This window comes from Bifidobacterium dentium JCM 1195 = DSM 20436 (genome assembly GCF_001042595.1).
Taxonomy (GTDB): domain Bacteria; phylum Actinomycetota; class Actinomycetes; order Actinomycetales; family Bifidobacteriaceae; genus Bifidobacterium; species Bifidobacterium dentium.
On record NZ_AP012326.1, the window covers coordinates 126,826 to 142,073 of the forward strand.

At 60.7% G+C, this 15,248-nt stretch carries 11 protein-coding genes; 10 read left to right on the forward strand and 1 reads right to left on the reverse strand.

All coding sequences use genetic code 11. The annotated features are described in order from the left end of the window. Window positions 1-25 precede the first annotated feature (25 nt). The 3 genes from BBDE_RS00505 to BBDE_RS00515 all read left to right on the forward strand — a co-directional run bounded on the left by BBDE_RS00505 (window position 26) and on the right by BBDE_RS00515 (window position 3,493). The gene (locus tag BBDE_RS00505; RefSeq protein ID WP_012901785.1) at window positions 26-1,054 is read left to right on the forward strand and encodes a glutamate cyclase domain-containing protein; all 1,029 of its coding nucleotides are present in this window, start codon (window positions 26-28) and stop codon (window positions 1,052-1,054) included. A 154-nt stretch (window positions 1,055-1,208) separates the two neighbouring features. Then, window positions 1,209-2,723 carry a sucrose phosphorylase gene (gtfA, locus tag BBDE_RS00510; RefSeq protein ID WP_003837964.1) on the forward strand — a complete coding sequence of 505 codons (1,515 nt, stop codon included), beginning with the start codon at window positions 1,209-1,211 and terminating at the stop codon, window positions 2,721-2,723. A 113-nt stretch (window positions 2,724-2,836) separates the two neighbouring features. Continuing rightward, a complete protein-coding gene (locus BBDE_RS00515) occupies window positions 2,837-3,493 on the forward strand; it encodes a YesL family protein (protein ID WP_003837963.1) in 657 nt (218 codons plus the stop codon). Here BBDE_RS00515 and BBDE_RS00520 read toward each other — a convergent pair. Then, complete coding sequence (locus BBDE_RS00520) at window positions 3,488-5,092, reverse strand: alpha-amylase family glycosyl hydrolase (RefSeq protein WP_003837962.1); 1,605 nt, start codon at window positions 5,090-5,092, stop codon at window positions 3,488-3,490. The genes BBDE_RS00515 and BBDE_RS00520 overlap by 6 nt on opposite strands. Window positions 5,093-5,424: 332 nt before the next feature. Here BBDE_RS00520 and BBDE_RS00525 point away from each other — a divergent pair, with 332 nt between their 5' ends. The 7 genes from BBDE_RS00525 (at window position 5,425) to ilvC (ending at window position 15,137) form a co-directional block, all read left to right on the forward strand. Then, a complete protein-coding gene (locus BBDE_RS00525) occupies window positions 5,425-6,714 on the forward strand; it encodes an ABC transporter substrate-binding protein (RefSeq protein WP_003837961.1) in 1,290 nt (429 codons plus the stop codon). A gap of 84 nt (window positions 6,715-6,798) precedes the next feature. Beyond that, on the forward strand, window positions 6,799-7,677 hold the full coding sequence (locus BBDE_RS00530; protein WP_003844781.1) for a carbohydrate ABC transporter permease: 879 nt from the start codon (window positions 6,799-6,801) through the stop codon (window positions 7,675-7,677). After that, on the forward strand, window positions 7,677-8,534 hold the full coding sequence (locus BBDE_RS00535) for a carbohydrate ABC transporter permease (RefSeq protein ID WP_003837958.1): 858 nt from the start codon (window positions 7,677-7,679) through the stop codon (window positions 8,532-8,534). Before BBDE_RS00530 ends, BBDE_RS00535 begins: the two co-directional genes overlap by 1 nt. A gap of 288 nt (window positions 8,535-8,822) precedes the next feature. Then, on the forward strand, window positions 8,823-10,385 hold the full coding sequence (locus BBDE_RS00540; protein ID WP_003837956.1) for an MFS transporter: 1,563 nt from the start codon (window positions 8,823-8,825) through the stop codon (window positions 10,383-10,385). Between the two features lie 108 nt (window positions 10,386-10,493). After that, complete coding sequence (locus tag BBDE_RS00545) at window positions 10,494-12,074, forward strand: MFS transporter (protein ID WP_003837954.1); 1,581 nt, start codon at window positions 10,494-10,496, stop codon at window positions 12,072-12,074. Between the two features lie 403 nt (window positions 12,075-12,477). Next, the gene (locus BBDE_RS00550; RefSeq protein WP_012901786.1) at window positions 12,478-13,827 is read left to right on the forward strand and encodes an MFS transporter; all 1,350 of its coding nucleotides are present in this window, start codon (window positions 12,478-12,480) and stop codon (window positions 13,825-13,827) included. Window positions 13,828-14,084: 257 nt separating this feature from the next. Further along, window positions 14,085-15,137, forward strand: a complete 1,053-nt coding sequence (gene ilvC, locus BBDE_RS00555) for a ketol-acid reductoisomerase (protein ID WP_003837951.1) — start codon at window positions 14,085-14,087, stop codon at window positions 15,135-15,137. Window positions 15,138-15,248 lie beyond the last annotated feature (111 nt).

A 15,248-nucleotide genomic window follows, 5' to 3' on the forward strand; every position in this document is an offset into this window, starting at 1 on the left:
TGCGAACGTCTTGGAGGAGAGGGACATGCGTACAAGCATTTTGGATTGGCGGCACTACCCGACCATTGCGAGAATCGCGAACATGGCCGCTTGCGATGTCGGCCGCGGCTCGGAGACGTTGATGACGTATTCCCGCGGCGACCTGTTTCATGCCGCCCGTCATTTGGTTTCCGGCAGAGTAGGGCGTTCCGGTAGGAACGGTCTGCCGGCCCGGGCGCTGGTGGTTACCGGATTCTTCATTCCGAAGGCCGACCAGCCGGCCGCCGAGACGGACGGTCCGTTAGGTGCGTTGGAGGTGTGCATGGCGTTGCGTGCGATTGGCGGAGACGCATGGCTGGTCAACGACGAATGCTGCGAACCGGTGATCCGCCCGGCGGCGTTGGGATTCCTGCCGGAGGACCATGTGCTCATCGCACCTGATGTGTCCGATTCTCCAGAATCGGACAATTGGAGCATGAACAGTGCCCCGCGTTTGTCTGATTCGGGAGAATCGGACAAACGGGCACACGGCGGCACCCCGTTCGACGCCTGGCTGAATCGCGTGATCGACCTGGTGCGCGCCGAAGGCATCAGCACCCTGATCTACATCGAGCGCGTAGGTCCTGCCCGCGACGGTAATCCGCACAACATGCGCGGCATTGACATCACTGAATGGACCGCGCCCCTCAGCCAATTGACTCTCATGGGACTGCATACCATCGGCGTGGGTGACGGCGGCAATGAAATCGGCATGGGCCGCGTCGAGGATTATGCCATCGAGGGCGTGGTGGACCACGGTATGGATATCGCGTGCACGGTGTCGACGGACCAGCTTGTGGTGGCGGGCACGTCGAATTGGGGCGCTCATGCGTTGGTGTGCGTCATGCGCGCGTTAGGCCGCACGGAGGTGGATCCGTATATGGAGGTCGAGTGGCAGCGCGTGGTGTTGGACGTGATTGTTGCGCACGGTGGGCTTGATGGTGTGCATATGACGAATGTTGCGACTGTGGATGGCCTTGATTCCGACCGTTATTTCGCGGAGATCATGGCGCTCGCATCCGTTGCGCGCCGGTGACGCATCGAGCTGGTCTGACACGCCGACGGGCTGTTCTCGACTGGACAACGATGCCCGTTCGGCGGTAATATCGAACCGGTTCGATATTCAGGGTGGACGATATCCGCCGTTGAACAATCGCAAACAATCATGATTTGGAACCGAGGGAGGTCCCATGAAGAACAAAGTGCAGCTCATCACTTATGCTGACCGTTTGGGCGACGGCACCATCAAGTCGATGACCGATATCCTGCGCACCCGCTTCGACGGTGTGTACGACGGCGTGCATATCCTGCCGTTTTTCACCCCGTTCGATGGCGCCGACGCGGGTTTTGACCCGATCGACCACACCAAGGTCGATCCACGTCTCGGCGACTGGAACGATGTCGCCGAGCTTTCCACGACCCACGACATCATGGTCGACGCCATCGTCAACCACATGAGCTGGGAATCCGAGCAGTTCCAGGACGTGCTCGCCAACGGTGAGGAATCCGAGTACTACCCGATGTTCCTGACCATGAGCTCCGTCTTCCCGAACGGCGCCACCGAAGAGGATCTGGCCGGCATTTACCGTCCGCGTCCGGGTCTGCCGTTCACCCACTACAAGTTCGCCGGCAAGACCCGTCTGGTGTGGGTGAGCTTCACCCCGCAGCAGGTCGACATCGACACCGACTCCGACAAGGGTTGGGAATACCTCATGTCGATTTTCGACCAGATGGCAGCCTCGCATGTGAGCTACATCCGTCTCGACGCCGTCGGCTACGGCGCCAAAGAGGCCGGCACCAGCTGTTTCATGACCCCGAAGACCTTCAAGCTGATCTCCCGCCTACGCGAAGAGGGCGTCAAGCGTGGTCTTGAGATTCTCATCGAAGTGCATTCCTACTACAAGAAGCAGGTCGAGATCGCCTCGAAGGTCGATCGCGTCTACGATTTCGCCCTGCCGCCGTTGCTGCTGCACTCGCTGAATACGGGCCACGTCGAGCCGGTCGCGCACTGGACCGACATCCGTCCGAACAATGCCGTCACCGTGCTCGATACGCACGATGGCATCGGCGTGATCGACATCGGCTCCGATCAGCTGGATCGTTCGCTCAAGGGCCTTGTGCCGGATGAGGACGTCGACAACCTCGTCAACGCCATTCACGCCAACACCCATGGCGAGTCCCAGGCTGCGACCGGTGCCGCCGCCTCCAATCTCGACCTGTACCAGGTCAACAGCACCTACTACTCGGCATTGGGATGCAACGACCAGCACTACATCGCCGCCCGCGCCGTGCAGTTCTTCCTGCCGGGCGTCCCCCAGGTCTACTACGTCGGCGCCCTCGCCGGCAGGAACGACATGGAGCTGCTGAGGAAGACCAACAACGGCCGCGACATCAACCGCCACTACTACTCCACCGCGGAGATCGACGAGAATCTCGAACGCCCGGTCGTCAAGGCGCTGAATGCCTTGGCGAAGTTCCGCAACGAGCTCGACGCCTTCGACGGTGAATTCTCCTACGAGGCCGATGGTGACACGTCCATCAGCTTCACCTGGAAGGGCGACGCCACCTCCGCCACGCTCACCTTCGAGCCAGGCAAGGGTCTTGGCGTCGACAACACCGCTTCGGTCGCCACGCTCGCGTGGACCGATGCCGCCGGCGATCACCGTACCGACGATCTGATCGCCGAGCCGCCGGTCGTTGCCTGACATACGGGCCTGCATCCGCCATTGTCCCTCCCGTGCCGGCAGGCGTGGGAGGGACAATTCGGCATTTCGGACGATGCGGCCCGTATCCGGCCCTTGCATGTAAGGTGAGCACCATGCCAAAGATGTCAAAGCTCTTCGATCAGAACAACATGTTCTTCGCCATCATGGGCGTACTGTTCGACCTGATCATCCTTAACGTACTCACGCTGCTGTGCTGCATTCCGATTGTCACCGCCGGCGCCGCGTTCACGGCCATGCACAGCGTGCTGTGGCGTATGGTCCGCCATGAGGAGACGTACGTTGCACGCCAGTTTTTCGAGTCGTTCAAACGTAATTTCAGGCAGTCGCTCCTGCCTTGGCTCGGATTGCTGCTTGCCGCCGTCGTGCTTGCCGTCGATGGCATGCTCGCATGGTCGATGGCGTCCATGCGTGGCCCGCTTGTCGCCTGCGTCGCCTTTGCGGGACTGGTGGTCATCGCCATTGCGCAGTATTTTTTCCCACTGCTGTCACGCTACGAAGACCCCACTCCGGTGCATCTGCGGAACGCCGCCAAACTTGCGCTCGGCTTCTTTCCACGCACCTTGTGCATGCTGGTGATCCTCGTCGGTTTCGCCGTGCTGTATATGCAGTTCTTCGTCTATATGATTCCGCTGCTGCTGTTGATGGGCGTCACGTTGCCGCAGTATTGCTGTGCTTGGATCTACAACTGGATTTTCCGGCGTATCGACGGTGAGATTGACACGGGAGGCCGGACGATTCCGCGATCATGACCGGCATCTGAAGATGGTCGCGCTACCTGCCGGTACGTGCAGCTCGCCTTCATCGACGCCGGCGACGGTTCCGATGTGAAACAGCACGTCGTCTTCCGCTGCGCCGATTGCATCGCCATACACCGCCGATAGTGTGCAGCGTGCGTCTGAGGGCGACGGATTGATGGCCACGATGATGCGCTCGCTGGGATTCGCGTCATCGGCTTCGTCGGCCGTTCTTGCGTATGCCAGCGGGTATGCGTGGTCTTCGGCGTGCAGGAATTCGATGCCGCCGTCCGCCTGTAGCGCCGGGTGCGCCATGCGGAGGGCGTTCAGGGCGCGTACTGTGCGCAACAGCGAGTCGGAATCCGTCTCCTGTGAAGCCACGTTCGGCGCGTCTGCGGCGTCATCGATCGGCAGGTACAGGCTTTCCCGCCGCGCGGATGAGAATCCTGCGTTGGTCGAGTGGTCCCATTGCATCGGCGTACGCGAACCGGTTCGTTCGTAGCCGCCTTCCTTGGATTTGAGTCCGTGTGCGTAGCGCATGCCGATTTCGTCGCCGTAGTAGATGAACGGGCAACCCGGCATGGTCAGCAGGAACGCGAATGCAAGTTTCATTTCGGCGGGTGTCAGGGTGTCGCGCATGCGGATCATGTCATGGTTGCCCGACGGAATGCAGATGTAGCCGTCGCCTGCGGTGTCGGTGAGCATCTTTCGGTATATGTCGGCGAACGCCTTGATGTCGCCGTTCGCCGAGGCGGAGAAATACGGATTCTCCCGGAACAGGTCGAGGTAGTGTGACGGCCCGAAATGCAGCAGGAAGTCCATGTCGAAGCCGGCGTGCAGCGCCTCACGGGGATTGCCCCATTCCGAAACGAGCACCGCTTCCGGGTGCGTTTCGTCCAGGTGGGCACGCACCTGCCGCCACAGTTTCGACGTCCAACGGTGTTCCGGATCCTCTTTGACCAGACTGCCCGCCATGTCTACGCGGAAGCCGTCGCAACCCAAGCCCAGCCAAAAGTCCATGATGTCTTGAATGAGCAGGCGTCCGGCCTGCGCTTCGGGTGAATCCGCAGCGAATTGCCAGTCTTCGGTCACGGTGCCGAAGCCGTAGTTCAGGCAGACCTGTGTGGAGAAGCAGTTGACGGCGGCCGCGTCCGGGCGTTCGGCGATGCCGCCCAGAAAGCCGCGAATCGATGCATATGGCGAATTCAGGTCGGGGGATTGGCTCATCGGCCGCCAGATGTAGCGGTCGGTCCATGCGTTGCGTTCGTCCTTGCAGGATTCCTTGAACCAGGGGTTGTCGATGGCAGTATGACCCGGCACCAGATCGAGCAGTACGTGCATGCCGAGTTCGTGTGCATGCTCGAACACCGCTGCGAGGTCTTCGTTGCTGCCGTAGCGCGCCGCGACGGTGTAGTAGTCGCGTACGTCGTAGCCGGCGTCGTAGAACGATGAATCGAAGCAGGGATTGATCCAGATTGCATTGCAGCCGAGATTGCGGATGTATTCGAGTTTGCTGATGATGCCTCGAAAATCCCCGATACCGTCGCCGTCGGAGTCCCGAAAAGACTGCGGATAGACTTCGTAGAAAATCGCGTTATTTAGCCAGTCTGCCATAAAATCTCCCTTGATTGGCTGGTTGTGATTATCGCCTTGCAGTGTGCTGTGAACTGCAGATTGATGGGGGTATCTAGTGCCATCATAACGTGAGGCAAGGCCTTTTCTAAAGTCCAAAATGGCAGTATTTGCAACACGTCAAACCTTTGACGCGACACGCTGGTGAAAGGTTGGAAAACCGGGTTTTATCGAACCGGTTTGACAGTTTTGAAGCGGTTGATACACTTATTGCTCAGGACGGAAAATTTCCGACGGCGCGAGTCGGAGGTTCCTCCTCACACCTCATGAGGCAGTGTTGCCTGATGAACAGTGGAAATAGAAAGGGATTGGCAATGAGAACACTTTTTTCGTGGAAGAAGGCCGGCGCCGCCGTCATCGCTTCGCTGATGGCCGTCGGCATGCTGGGCGCATGTGGAGGCGGATCTTCGAACTCCAGCGGCACTAAGATCACCATCTTCAACTCCAAGGTCGAGATCGAAAGCCAGATGGAGGAGATGGCCAAGAAGTACTCCAAGGAGAAGGGCGTGGACGTCGAGGTCTACTACTCCAACGACACCGTCGCCGCCCATCTTGCCACCAAGTACGCCTCCAAGGATCCATACACCATCTCCATGGTCGACGCCAAGGACGTCTACTCTCTGGCTAAGGAACACGCCGTCGACCTGTCCGACCAGAGCTGGGTCAAAGACACCGACTACGCCATCAGCATCGACGGCAAGACCTACGGCTACCCGGTCTCCATTGAGGCTCGTGGCCTGATCTACAACGCCGATGCCATCAAGAAGATCACCGGTAAGGAGTTCAAGCCGGAGGACTACAAGACCCTTGACTCCTTCAAGGAGCTCATTCAGGAGCTCAAGGACGGCGGCATGACCTCCCCGACCGGCGTGATGAAGGAAGACTGGTCCTTGGCGGCCCACTTCCTGCCTGAGGTCTACGAGGAGCAGGAAGATCCGAATGCATTCCTGCTCGACATGAAGGCCGGCAAGGTCGATCTCAATTCCAATGCCAAGTGGACCTCCCTGATGAACTTCTTCGACGTGATGAAGGAGAACAACTACGCCAAGTCCTCCGCCATCTCCGCTGAACGCGAGGTGACCGAGCAGAAACTGGCCGAGGGCGAGATCGCCTTCATGTTCGGCGGCAACTGGGATTGGTCCGTGATCAACCAGTATGACTACTCCAAGAACATGGGACTCATGCCGGTTCCGCAGAACATGGACGACGGCACCAATGAGAAGCTTGTCGGTGGCGGTTCCAAGTACTTCTTCGTCGACTCCTCCGACAACACCTCCGACGCGCAGCGCAAGGCCGCCAAGGAGTTTCTGACCTGGCTTGCCGAAGACAAGGACGGTCAGGAATTCATTACCAATGAAGCCGCCTTGGTCTCCCCGTTCAAGAACAACACCCTCGAGGTCGCCGACCCGCTGAGTAAGTCCGTGAAGTCCTATGCCGACAGTGGCAAGCTCATCCCGAACTACAACTACCTGCCGGACGATCACTATTCCGTGCTGGGTGCCAAGTTCCAGAAGTGGCTTGCCGGCGAAGAGGACCGCGCAACCCTTGCCAAGGACATCCAGGATTACTGGAAGACCGCCAAGTTCACGGGCGAATCCGCCTGATTCGCCGGGTAATGCACCATGATGCGGGGGTCGTCGTCGGCACCGGCGGCGGCCCCTGCATCGCCGGCATGGATGGGATTCATCATGAAGCAGAATAAGCTTTCCTACAAAATCGGCCAGTATCTGATGTTCGGCGGCCCGGCGACGATCCTGTTCTTCGCCGTCGTGATCCTGCCGTTCTTCTATGGCCTGTACCTGACCTTCACCAGCTGGGACGGCGTTTCGGCGAAGAAGCCGTTCGTCGGTCTCGACAACTACAAGACGGCCATCGCCGACACCGCGTACTGGCAGTCGCTCGGCCGCACCTTCGTCTACTCCGTCATTGCGGTCGTACTCGTCAACATCGTCGCCTTCCTGCTGGCCTACATGGTGACCAGCGGCATCAAGGGGCAGAACTTCTTCCGTGCGGGCTTCTTCATTCCGAACCTCATCGGCGGCATCGTGCTGGGCTACGTGTGGAAGTTCGTGTTCAACCGTGCCTTCGTCGCCATCGCCGAAGCGGCCACCCAATCCGATCACGCATCGTTGCTGTCCACGCCGAACGGCGCGATGTTCTGCCTGATCCTCGTATCGGTCTGGCAGTACGCGGGCTACATGATGCTGATCTACGTGGCCGGCTTCATGAGCGTGGATCAGAGCCTGAAGGAAGCGGCCATGATCGATGGCTGCAACAAGGGCAAGGCCATGTGGCACGTGGTCATCCCGCTGATGCGCGCCTCCTTCGTGCAGTGCATCTTCCTGAGCACCACCCGCTGCTTCATGGTCTACGACCTGAACCTTTCGCTGACCAAGGGCGAGCCGTTCAATCAGTCGGTGCTCGCGGCCATGCACGTCTACAATCAGGCATTCGTTTACAAGAACTATGGCACCGGTCAGGCGGAGGCGTTGGTCCTCTTCATCGTCTGCGCAGTGATCGGCATGCTGCAGGTGTACTTCGGCAAGAAGGGTGAGGTGGCAGCGTAATGGAAGGTCAAGTCAGCACTCGCACCAAGGTTCTGCACGCACTGATGGTCGTCGTATTGACGATCGTGCTGCTGCTGTTCATCGCTCCGTTCATCCTCGTCGTGATCAACGTCTTCAAGACGAAGGCGGACATCAACACGGAGCCGCTCGCCCTGATCGGCAAGCACGGCTTTACCCTGGACAACTTCCCCAGGGCGATGGAGAAGATGAACTTCCTCACCGTGTTTGGCAACTCGGCGATCATCACCATCAGCGCCACCATCCTGACTATCCTGTTCTCCGCGATGTGCGCGTACGTGATCGTGCGCAATCCTTCGTGGAGGTTCGGCGGCGCTGTCTTCGCGCTTATGGTGGCCTCCATGGTCATTCCGTTCCAGGTGCTCATGGTGCCGTTGGTCTCCGTGTATGGCGGTCTGCTCAACGTGCTGAACAGCCGCATCACGCTGATCCTCATGCATACCGGCTTCTCGGTGTCGTTGGCGGTGTTCATGTTCCACGGCGCCATCAAGACGAACATCCCGAACGAGCTTGAGGAGGCGGCCAGCATCGATGGCTGTTCCAAGTGGCGTACATTCTGGACCATCGTGTTCCCGCTGCTCAAGCCGACCGTCGCCACGGTCGCCATCATCGACGCCATGGCTTTCTGGAACGACTACCTGTTGCCGTCCCTGGTCTTGGGCCGTCGCGAACTGTACACCATTCCGATCGCGACCCAGATCTTCTATGGCACCTACTCCAATGACATCGGCCTGATCATGGCGGCCCTGCTGCTGGCCATGCTGCCGATCCTCATCCTGTACCTGTTCCTGCAGCGGTACATCGTCGAAGGCGTCACCTCCGGCGCGGTGAAGGGCTAAGTCATGATGTGCGGTCGCATATGTCCATGATGTGGCCGCACGTCGCATGCAGACGGGTCCGGATGCGAATCGAGTTGCGCATCCGGGCCTTTTTCATACCTGCATGCGCGGCATGACGTTGTGCGCCTTGGTAGGGAACATCGGGGGATGGTGGATTTTCCGTAGGCGTAAAACGATATCGAACCGGTTCGACACGCGCGGAAGAACCCAGAATTGAAATACGCTCGGTTCCGAGATAGTATCGAACCGGTTCGATACTGAGGTCGGGCCATATAAAAGGGGTTTATCATGGACAAGTTCGTTCGACCGGGCATTGACGACCGCCCGGATTATGACAAGACTTTGACTCCGGAGCAAAAGGAAGCGGTCACTCGTTTGGCGGCATCGATGCCCGAACGTCGAGCCGGGGATGCCAGCCAGACCGACGCGCAGGTGCAAGCCACCAACCTCGCCGCGGCATCCGACGCCGCAGGCTCCGGTCTCGGCGCCATCGCCGCCGTGGACACCGCCGTACCGGATCCATCCTCCGCCTTCATGGACATGCGCGATCCGATGGTCTCCGCCGACGGTCACCGCCCGACCAAAACGGAGGTCATCCGCCTCGGCATCGGCTTCACCATCTCCGCCGTGGCCTGTGCCATCCCGTGGGTCGCCCTGAGTTCCATCATCCTGCCGCGCGTGTTCGAATCCATCGACCCGGCCAGCAAGGAGTCCATGCTCGGTCTGGTCAACATCTTCGGATCCGTGGTGGCGCTGCTCGCCAACATCGTCTTCGGCACCTTCTCCGATCTGACCCGTTCACGGTTCGGCAAGCGCACTCCGTGGATGGTCGCCGGCGGTCTGGTGACCGGCCTGAGCATCGGCGCCGTCTCGCTGACCCATTCCGAACCGCTCATCATCATCCTGTGGTGCTGCGCGCAGCTCGGCTACAACATGATGCTCGCCCCATACGTGGCCACCATGTCCGACCGCGTGCCCGACAAGTTCCGCGGCACCGTCTCCGGTTTCTACGGCGCGGGCATCGCCGTCGGGCAGACCCTCGGCTCCTTCGTCGGCGCACAGCTGCTCAAGCAGGGCGAGGCCGGCATCTTCGGCGGTTGGATGATGGGCATGGCCATCTTCAGCCTCACCGGCATCGTCGTGGTGCTCATCTGGCCTCGCGAGAAATCCAATCGCGACGAGGCCCGTGGCGAACTCAACGTCAAGTCCATGCTCATGAGCTTCCGTCCGCCGAAGAACGCGCCCGACTTCTACTACGCGCTCGCCGGCCGCACCATGATGATGGGCGGCTACTGGATGATCAACACCTACCAGCTGTACATTGCGCAGGATTACGTGTTCGCCGGCGATCCCGGCGCCAACGTCAAGGCGGCGGAGCTTATCGCCACCATGGCCGTCATCACGCTGGTGGTCTCCCTGATTGCCGCCGTCGCAGCAGGTCCGATCACCGACAAAATCGGCATGCGCAAAGTGCCGGTCGCCTTGGCCAGCTGCCTGTTCGCCGTCGGTGCGCTGATGCCCATGCTCTTCCGCTCCGCCACCGGCATGCTGCTGTTCGCGGGCGTCGCCGGACTCGGCTACGGCATCTATAACGCCATCGATCAGGCGCTGAACGTCTCCGTGCTGCCGAATCCGGAGGAAGCGGGCAAGGACCTCGGCATCCTGAACCTCGCCAATACGCTCTCCACCGTGATCGGCTCAGGCATGACCTCGATTCTCGTCGTGATCGTGAAGGCCGTGATGGGCGTCTCCAAGACCCCGGTCGTCGCCTACACCGTGGTCTTCGGCGTGGCCATCGTCATCGTGCTCATCGCCGCCTTCCTGATCATGCGCATCAAGAATGTGAAATGAGATTATTCTCAGCATGTTGATATAGTTTCTCTCGCAAACGATCGCCCGAACGCACCGACGCAGTGTGTCCGGGCGATCGGCGTATATGCCCCTGAGAGAAGACTTTCCATGACTGACGATAACCAGAACGAAACCATGCCCACTCCGCAGCCGTTGCCCGGTCAGGTATTCATCCGTCCCGGCATCGACGATCGACCCGATTACGAGAAGACGCTGACCCCGGAAGCCAAGGCCGCCCTGAAGCGTCTGGCCGTGCAGCAGCGTCCACGTGTGCCGGAAGCCTCCAACGAACGCCCGGAAGTGCAGGCCGCCCGCCTCGCGGAAGGCGGCTCACCGCTGACCGCGGCCGCGCATCTCGATGCGGCCGTGCCGAATCTGGAATCCTCCTTCCTTGATCTGCGCGACCCGATGACCGCCCCCGACGGCAGCAGGCCGAACGCATTGCAGGTCAACCGCCTCACTGCGGGCTTCGCGCTCGGCTCACTGCTGTTCGCCGCACCGATTGCCGCACTTGACGTCGTGCTCATCCCGCAGCGCATCGACCAGCTGGTCGGCGACGGGCGTGTTGCCGGCCTCGCCCTGACCATGGCGCTCGGCATGGTGCTGAGCTTCTTCATGAACGCCTGGATCGCCGTCGGCTCCGACCATACCTTCGGTCCGCTCGGCCGCCGCACCCCATGGATCATCAGCGGAGCGCTCCTGAGCGCCGCTTCACTGGCGATACTGTCGGTATGCGACCTCCTGCAGCTCGTCATCGTGTTCTGGCTGCTCATGCAAATCGGCTATGCCATGATCGCCATGCCTCTGGCCGCGGCATTCGGCGAACGCGTGCCCGACAAGTTCCGCGACCGCGCCGATTCCTGGCATGGCATGGGGCTTGCGCTCGGCCAGTTGCTCGGCATTCTCGTGGCCGTCTACCGCACCATGCATCCCGCTGAATCCGGCTGGGATGGCACCACACGCTCGGGCATCATGCTGTTCGCCATCTGGTTCATCGTGGCCGGCATCGTCACGTTGCTCGTACTGCCGCGCGAAGGCTCCAGCACCTACATGCCGCGCGAGAGCGTGCGCAAGGGCTCGTTCTTCTCACAGTACCGGCCTCCGAAGCATGCGCCGAAATTCGCCGTCGCCTTCATCGCACGCATGCTGGCCGTCGCCGCCACCACGCTGATTGCCGTATACCAGTGGTATCTCGCGGCATTCGATCTCGACGCAGACGGGCTGTCCGGCTACGGCCTGACCGGTGCCGGTGCGGTCGTGGCGTTGATGGCCGTCGCCGCTTTCGTCGGTTCGCTGATGGCCGTGCTACTGCTCGGTCCGATCGCCCGTGCCTTCGAAGACGCCCGTGTTCCCGCCGTCATCTCCTGCATGCTGTTCGTGATTGGCGCCGCAGCTCCGTGCATGATGGCCGACAAACTGTTCGGCGTCGGCCTGTACGCACTGATCGCCGGTTTCGCCTATGCGATGTACGACGGTACCAGCCAAAGCCTCAATCTGGCGACTCTGCCGGATGTACGCTCCGTCGGCCGTTCCCTGGCGGCCTTCAGCGTGGCCAATACGCTCGGCTTGCTGCTTGGCGTCATCGCAGGTGCGCTTGCGATTACCGCACTTGCGGCATACCTGCCGCTGTTCGGCGTCGCCATCGGCTTCATGCTGCTGGCCGGCGTGCTGACGATGCTGCTGAAGTGATTGTACGCGTCCACATAGTGAACCTTTGGTGGAGAGGGCGAGTGGGCGCGCTTATGTTTACCGCTTAGTTCGAGCGAAGCGCTCGCCGAACGTCAAGACTTTGCGAAAGGAGGTCCGCCATGATGAACGGAATGGTTGCACGCGTACTGCTGTCCGCACGAATTATTATTCCGCTTTCGTTGGCGGACTGATTCGAGCAATACAGCTTCAATCCCTCGCCAACGGAGGCAGGGTTTGAAGCGCGCGAAACACACGTTGAAGGCCCTGCATGAAGCGGGGCCTTTTGCGTTGCCGCCCACAAGGCGTGAAGGCAACGGAGTGGATTGAAGCCGGCAACAGAACGAGCAGCGTTATCGGCGCAAGTTGGGAGTCGGTAACGCGTGAGACGTACAGGAGTACATCAATGAGTGCAGTCGAGACAGCTGCCGGCAAAGCACAGGCGATGGTGCGCGATTCGGTCAAGACCGTAATCGCCGCCTCCATGGTCGGTACCGCCATCGAGTTCTACGACTTCTACGCATACGGCACCGCCGCTGCAAACTATTTTCCGAGGGTCTTCTTCGGAGACACCGCCAACCCGACCGTGGCGTTGCTGGCCAGCCTGCTGACTTTCGCCATCGCGTTCATCGCCCGCCCGCTGGGCTCGCTGGTGTTCGGCCATTTCGGTGACCGTATGGGCCGTAAGACCACGTTGGTGGTCTCTCTGCTCACCATGGGCATTGCAACCTTTCTGATCGGATGCCTGCCGACGTACGACCAGTGGGGCGTCGTTGCGGTGGCCGTGCTGTGTCTGTGCCGCTTCGTACAGGGCATCGGTCTGGGCGGCGAATGGTCCGGAGCGGCTCTGGTCGCCACCGAGAACGCTCCGGAAGACAAGCGCGCACTCTACGGCTCCTTCCCGGAGTTGGGCGCCCCGATCGGCTTCTTCCTGTCGAACGGCACCTACTTCCTGCTGGAAACCTTCAATGATGACCAGGCCATGCTCTCTTGGGGCTGGCGTGTGCCGTTCCTGCTGTCGGCAGTGCTGGTGATCGTCGGCCTGGTCGTGCGCGTGCAGATGGAGGAGACTCCGATCTTCCGCATGGCGCAGGAGCAGAAGAAGGTCGTCAAGTCGCCGCTTGCCGAAGTCTTCAGGAAGAGCTGGAAGCAGGTCATCCAGGCCACGTTCCTGGTGGCCGTCACCTATACGCTGTTCTACACGCTGGCGACCTGGTCGCTCGCATGGGGCACCAAGAGCGTGGAAGACGGCGGTGGCGACCTCGGCTTCACCAATCAGGAATATCTGTTCATGCTGATGGTGGCCGTGTGCGTATTCGCCGCATTCATCATGATCTCCTGCGTGAACGCCGACAGGTTCGGCCGCAGGCGCGTGATCGTCATCTCGTCCTGCTGCCTCGTGGCCTTCGCGCTGCTGTTCCCGTTCCTGCTTGATTCCGCGGTCGTCGGACAGCGCAACTTCGTGGCCAACCTCGCCTTCCTGTGCATCGGCTTCGCGCTGATGGGCACGGCATTCGGTCCGATCGGCGCCTTCCTGCCCGAGCTGTTCGACGCCAATGTGCGTTACTCCGGCTCTGGCATCGGCTACAATCTGGCCGCCATCGTCGGCGCGGCGTTCGTGCCGACCATCGCCACCTGGCTGTCCCACCACTGGGGCGTGCACTCCGTGGGCCTGTACCTTGGCGTGATGGCCTTGTGCTGCCTCGTCGCCGTGTTGAGCTGCAGGGAGACGAAGGACGTCGATTTCACCAAGTAAGGGTGCCGATACCACCGTGAAAAACCGTTCGACAAAAAACATAGTCACTATGTGAACGCCGACAACCACCATAAAGAAAGCGGGACTAGAACGGTTCCGCAGGAGAGGCGGGGCGAGTTCCGCGGACACAATCCGGGGGGAGCAACATCCTAGGAATCGCGAGCCGCCGCAACAACCGAACAACAGAAGAACATCGCGAACAATCCGGGAAGACTTTCCATCCCGCAATCACGAAAAACATAAAAGGAGCGCCAATCATGGCAGCAACTATCTGGTACGAAAAGGACGCCGATCTGTCCGTGTTCGATGGCAAGAAGGTGGCCGTTATCGGTTACGGTTCCCAGGGCCACGCCCATGCGCTGAACCTGCGTGACTCCGGTGTCGACGTGGTCGTCGGCCTGCGTCCGACCTCCAAGTCCGTGGAATACGCCAAGGAGCAGGGCCTGGAGGTCCAGTCCGTGGCCGACGCCACCGCCGAAGCGGATGTGGTGATGATCCTGCTGCCTGACCAGTATCAGGCCGCCGTCTACAAGTCCGAGATCGAGCCGAATCTGAAGCCGGGCGCCGCTCTGGCCTTCGCCCACGGCTTCAACATCCACTATGGCTACATCAAGCCGAGCGAGGATCACCCGGTGTTCATGGTCGCGCCGAAGGGCCCGGGCCACATCGTGCGCCGTGAGTATGCCGCCGGCCGTGGCGTCCCGGTCGTGGTGGCCGTCGAGCAGGATCCGGATGGCAAGACCTGGGATCTGTGCCTCGCCTATGCCAAGGCCCTCGGTGCCCTGCGCGCCGGCGCCATCAAGACCACCTTCACCGAGGAGACCGAGACCGATCTGTTCGGCGAGCAGGATGTGCTCATGGGTGGCATCAACCACCTGTGCGACATGGGCTTCGACGTGCTGACCGAGGCCGGCTATCAGCCGGAGATCGCCTACTTCGAGGTGTTCCACGAGCTTAAGATGCTGATCGATCTGGCCAACGAGGGTGGCCTGAACAAGGCCCGTTGGTCCTGCTCCGACACCGCCCAGTACGGCGACTACACCTCCACCGTGATTACCGAGGAGACCAAGAAGCGCATGCAGTATCAGCTCAAGCGCATTCAGGACGGCTCCTTCGCCAAGGAGTTCATGGATGACCAGGCCGCCGGCGCGCCGAAGTTCAAGCAGCTGCAGGAGGAGTACAGCCACCCGCATCTGGAGACCGTCGGCCCGAAGCTGCGCGCCATGTTCTCCTGGAACAACCAGGTGGACGCCGATGCCGATATGGCCGAGTCCTTCAACGGTAAGATCGCCCGCACCCAGGTGCAGTGAGCCGTCGCGCCGCTTGACGCAAGTTGATCGCTGACTGGTTCTCAGCCTGATTCGGCTGAGATACGAAACCGCCATCCGTTCCGATACGGGTGGCGGTTTTTCGATTTTCGG

What these genes read in the sequence shown, in the direction of transcription:
- BBDE_RS00525 (WP_003837961.1), top strand. Translation starts at nt 5,425, where the DNA reads ATGAGAACACTTTTTTCGTGGAAGAAGGCCGGCGCCGCCGTCATCGCT.
- BBDE_RS00550 (WP_012901786.1), top strand. Translation starts at nt 12,478, where the DNA reads ATGAGTGCAGTCGAGACAGCTGCCGGCAAAGCACAGGCGATGGTGCGC.
- BBDE_RS00505 (WP_012901785.1), top strand. Translation starts at nt 26, where the DNA reads ATGCGTACAAGCATTTTGGATTGGCGGCACTACCCGACCATTGCGAGA.
- gtfA (WP_003837964.1), top strand. Translation starts at nt 1,209, where the DNA reads ATGAAGAACAAAGTGCAGCTCATCACTTATGCTGACCGTTTGGGCGAC.
- BBDE_RS00520 (WP_003837962.1), bottom strand. Translation starts at nt 5,092, where the DNA reads ATGGCAGACTGGCTAAATAACGCGATTTTCTACGAAGTCTATCCGCAG.
- ilvC (WP_003837951.1), top strand. Translation starts at nt 14,085, where the DNA reads ATGGCAGCAACTATCTGGTACGAAAAGGACGCCGATCTGTCCGTGTTC.
- BBDE_RS00540 (WP_003837956.1), top strand. Translation starts at nt 8,823, where the DNA reads ATGGACAAGTTCGTTCGACCGGGCATTGACGACCGCCCGGATTATGAC.
- BBDE_RS00545 (WP_003837954.1), top strand. Translation starts at nt 10,494, where the DNA reads ATGACTGACGATAACCAGAACGAAACCATGCCCACTCCGCAGCCGTTG.
- BBDE_RS00535 (WP_003837958.1), top strand. Translation starts at nt 7,677, where the DNA reads ATGGAAGGTCAAGTCAGCACTCGCACCAAGGTTCTGCACGCACTGATG.
- BBDE_RS00530 (WP_003844781.1), top strand. Translation starts at nt 6,799, where the DNA reads ATGAAGCAGAATAAGCTTTCCTACAAAATCGGCCAGTATCTGATGTTC.
- BBDE_RS00515 (WP_003837963.1), top strand. Translation starts at nt 2,837, where the DNA reads ATGCCAAAGATGTCAAAGCTCTTCGATCAGAACAACATGTTCTTCGCC.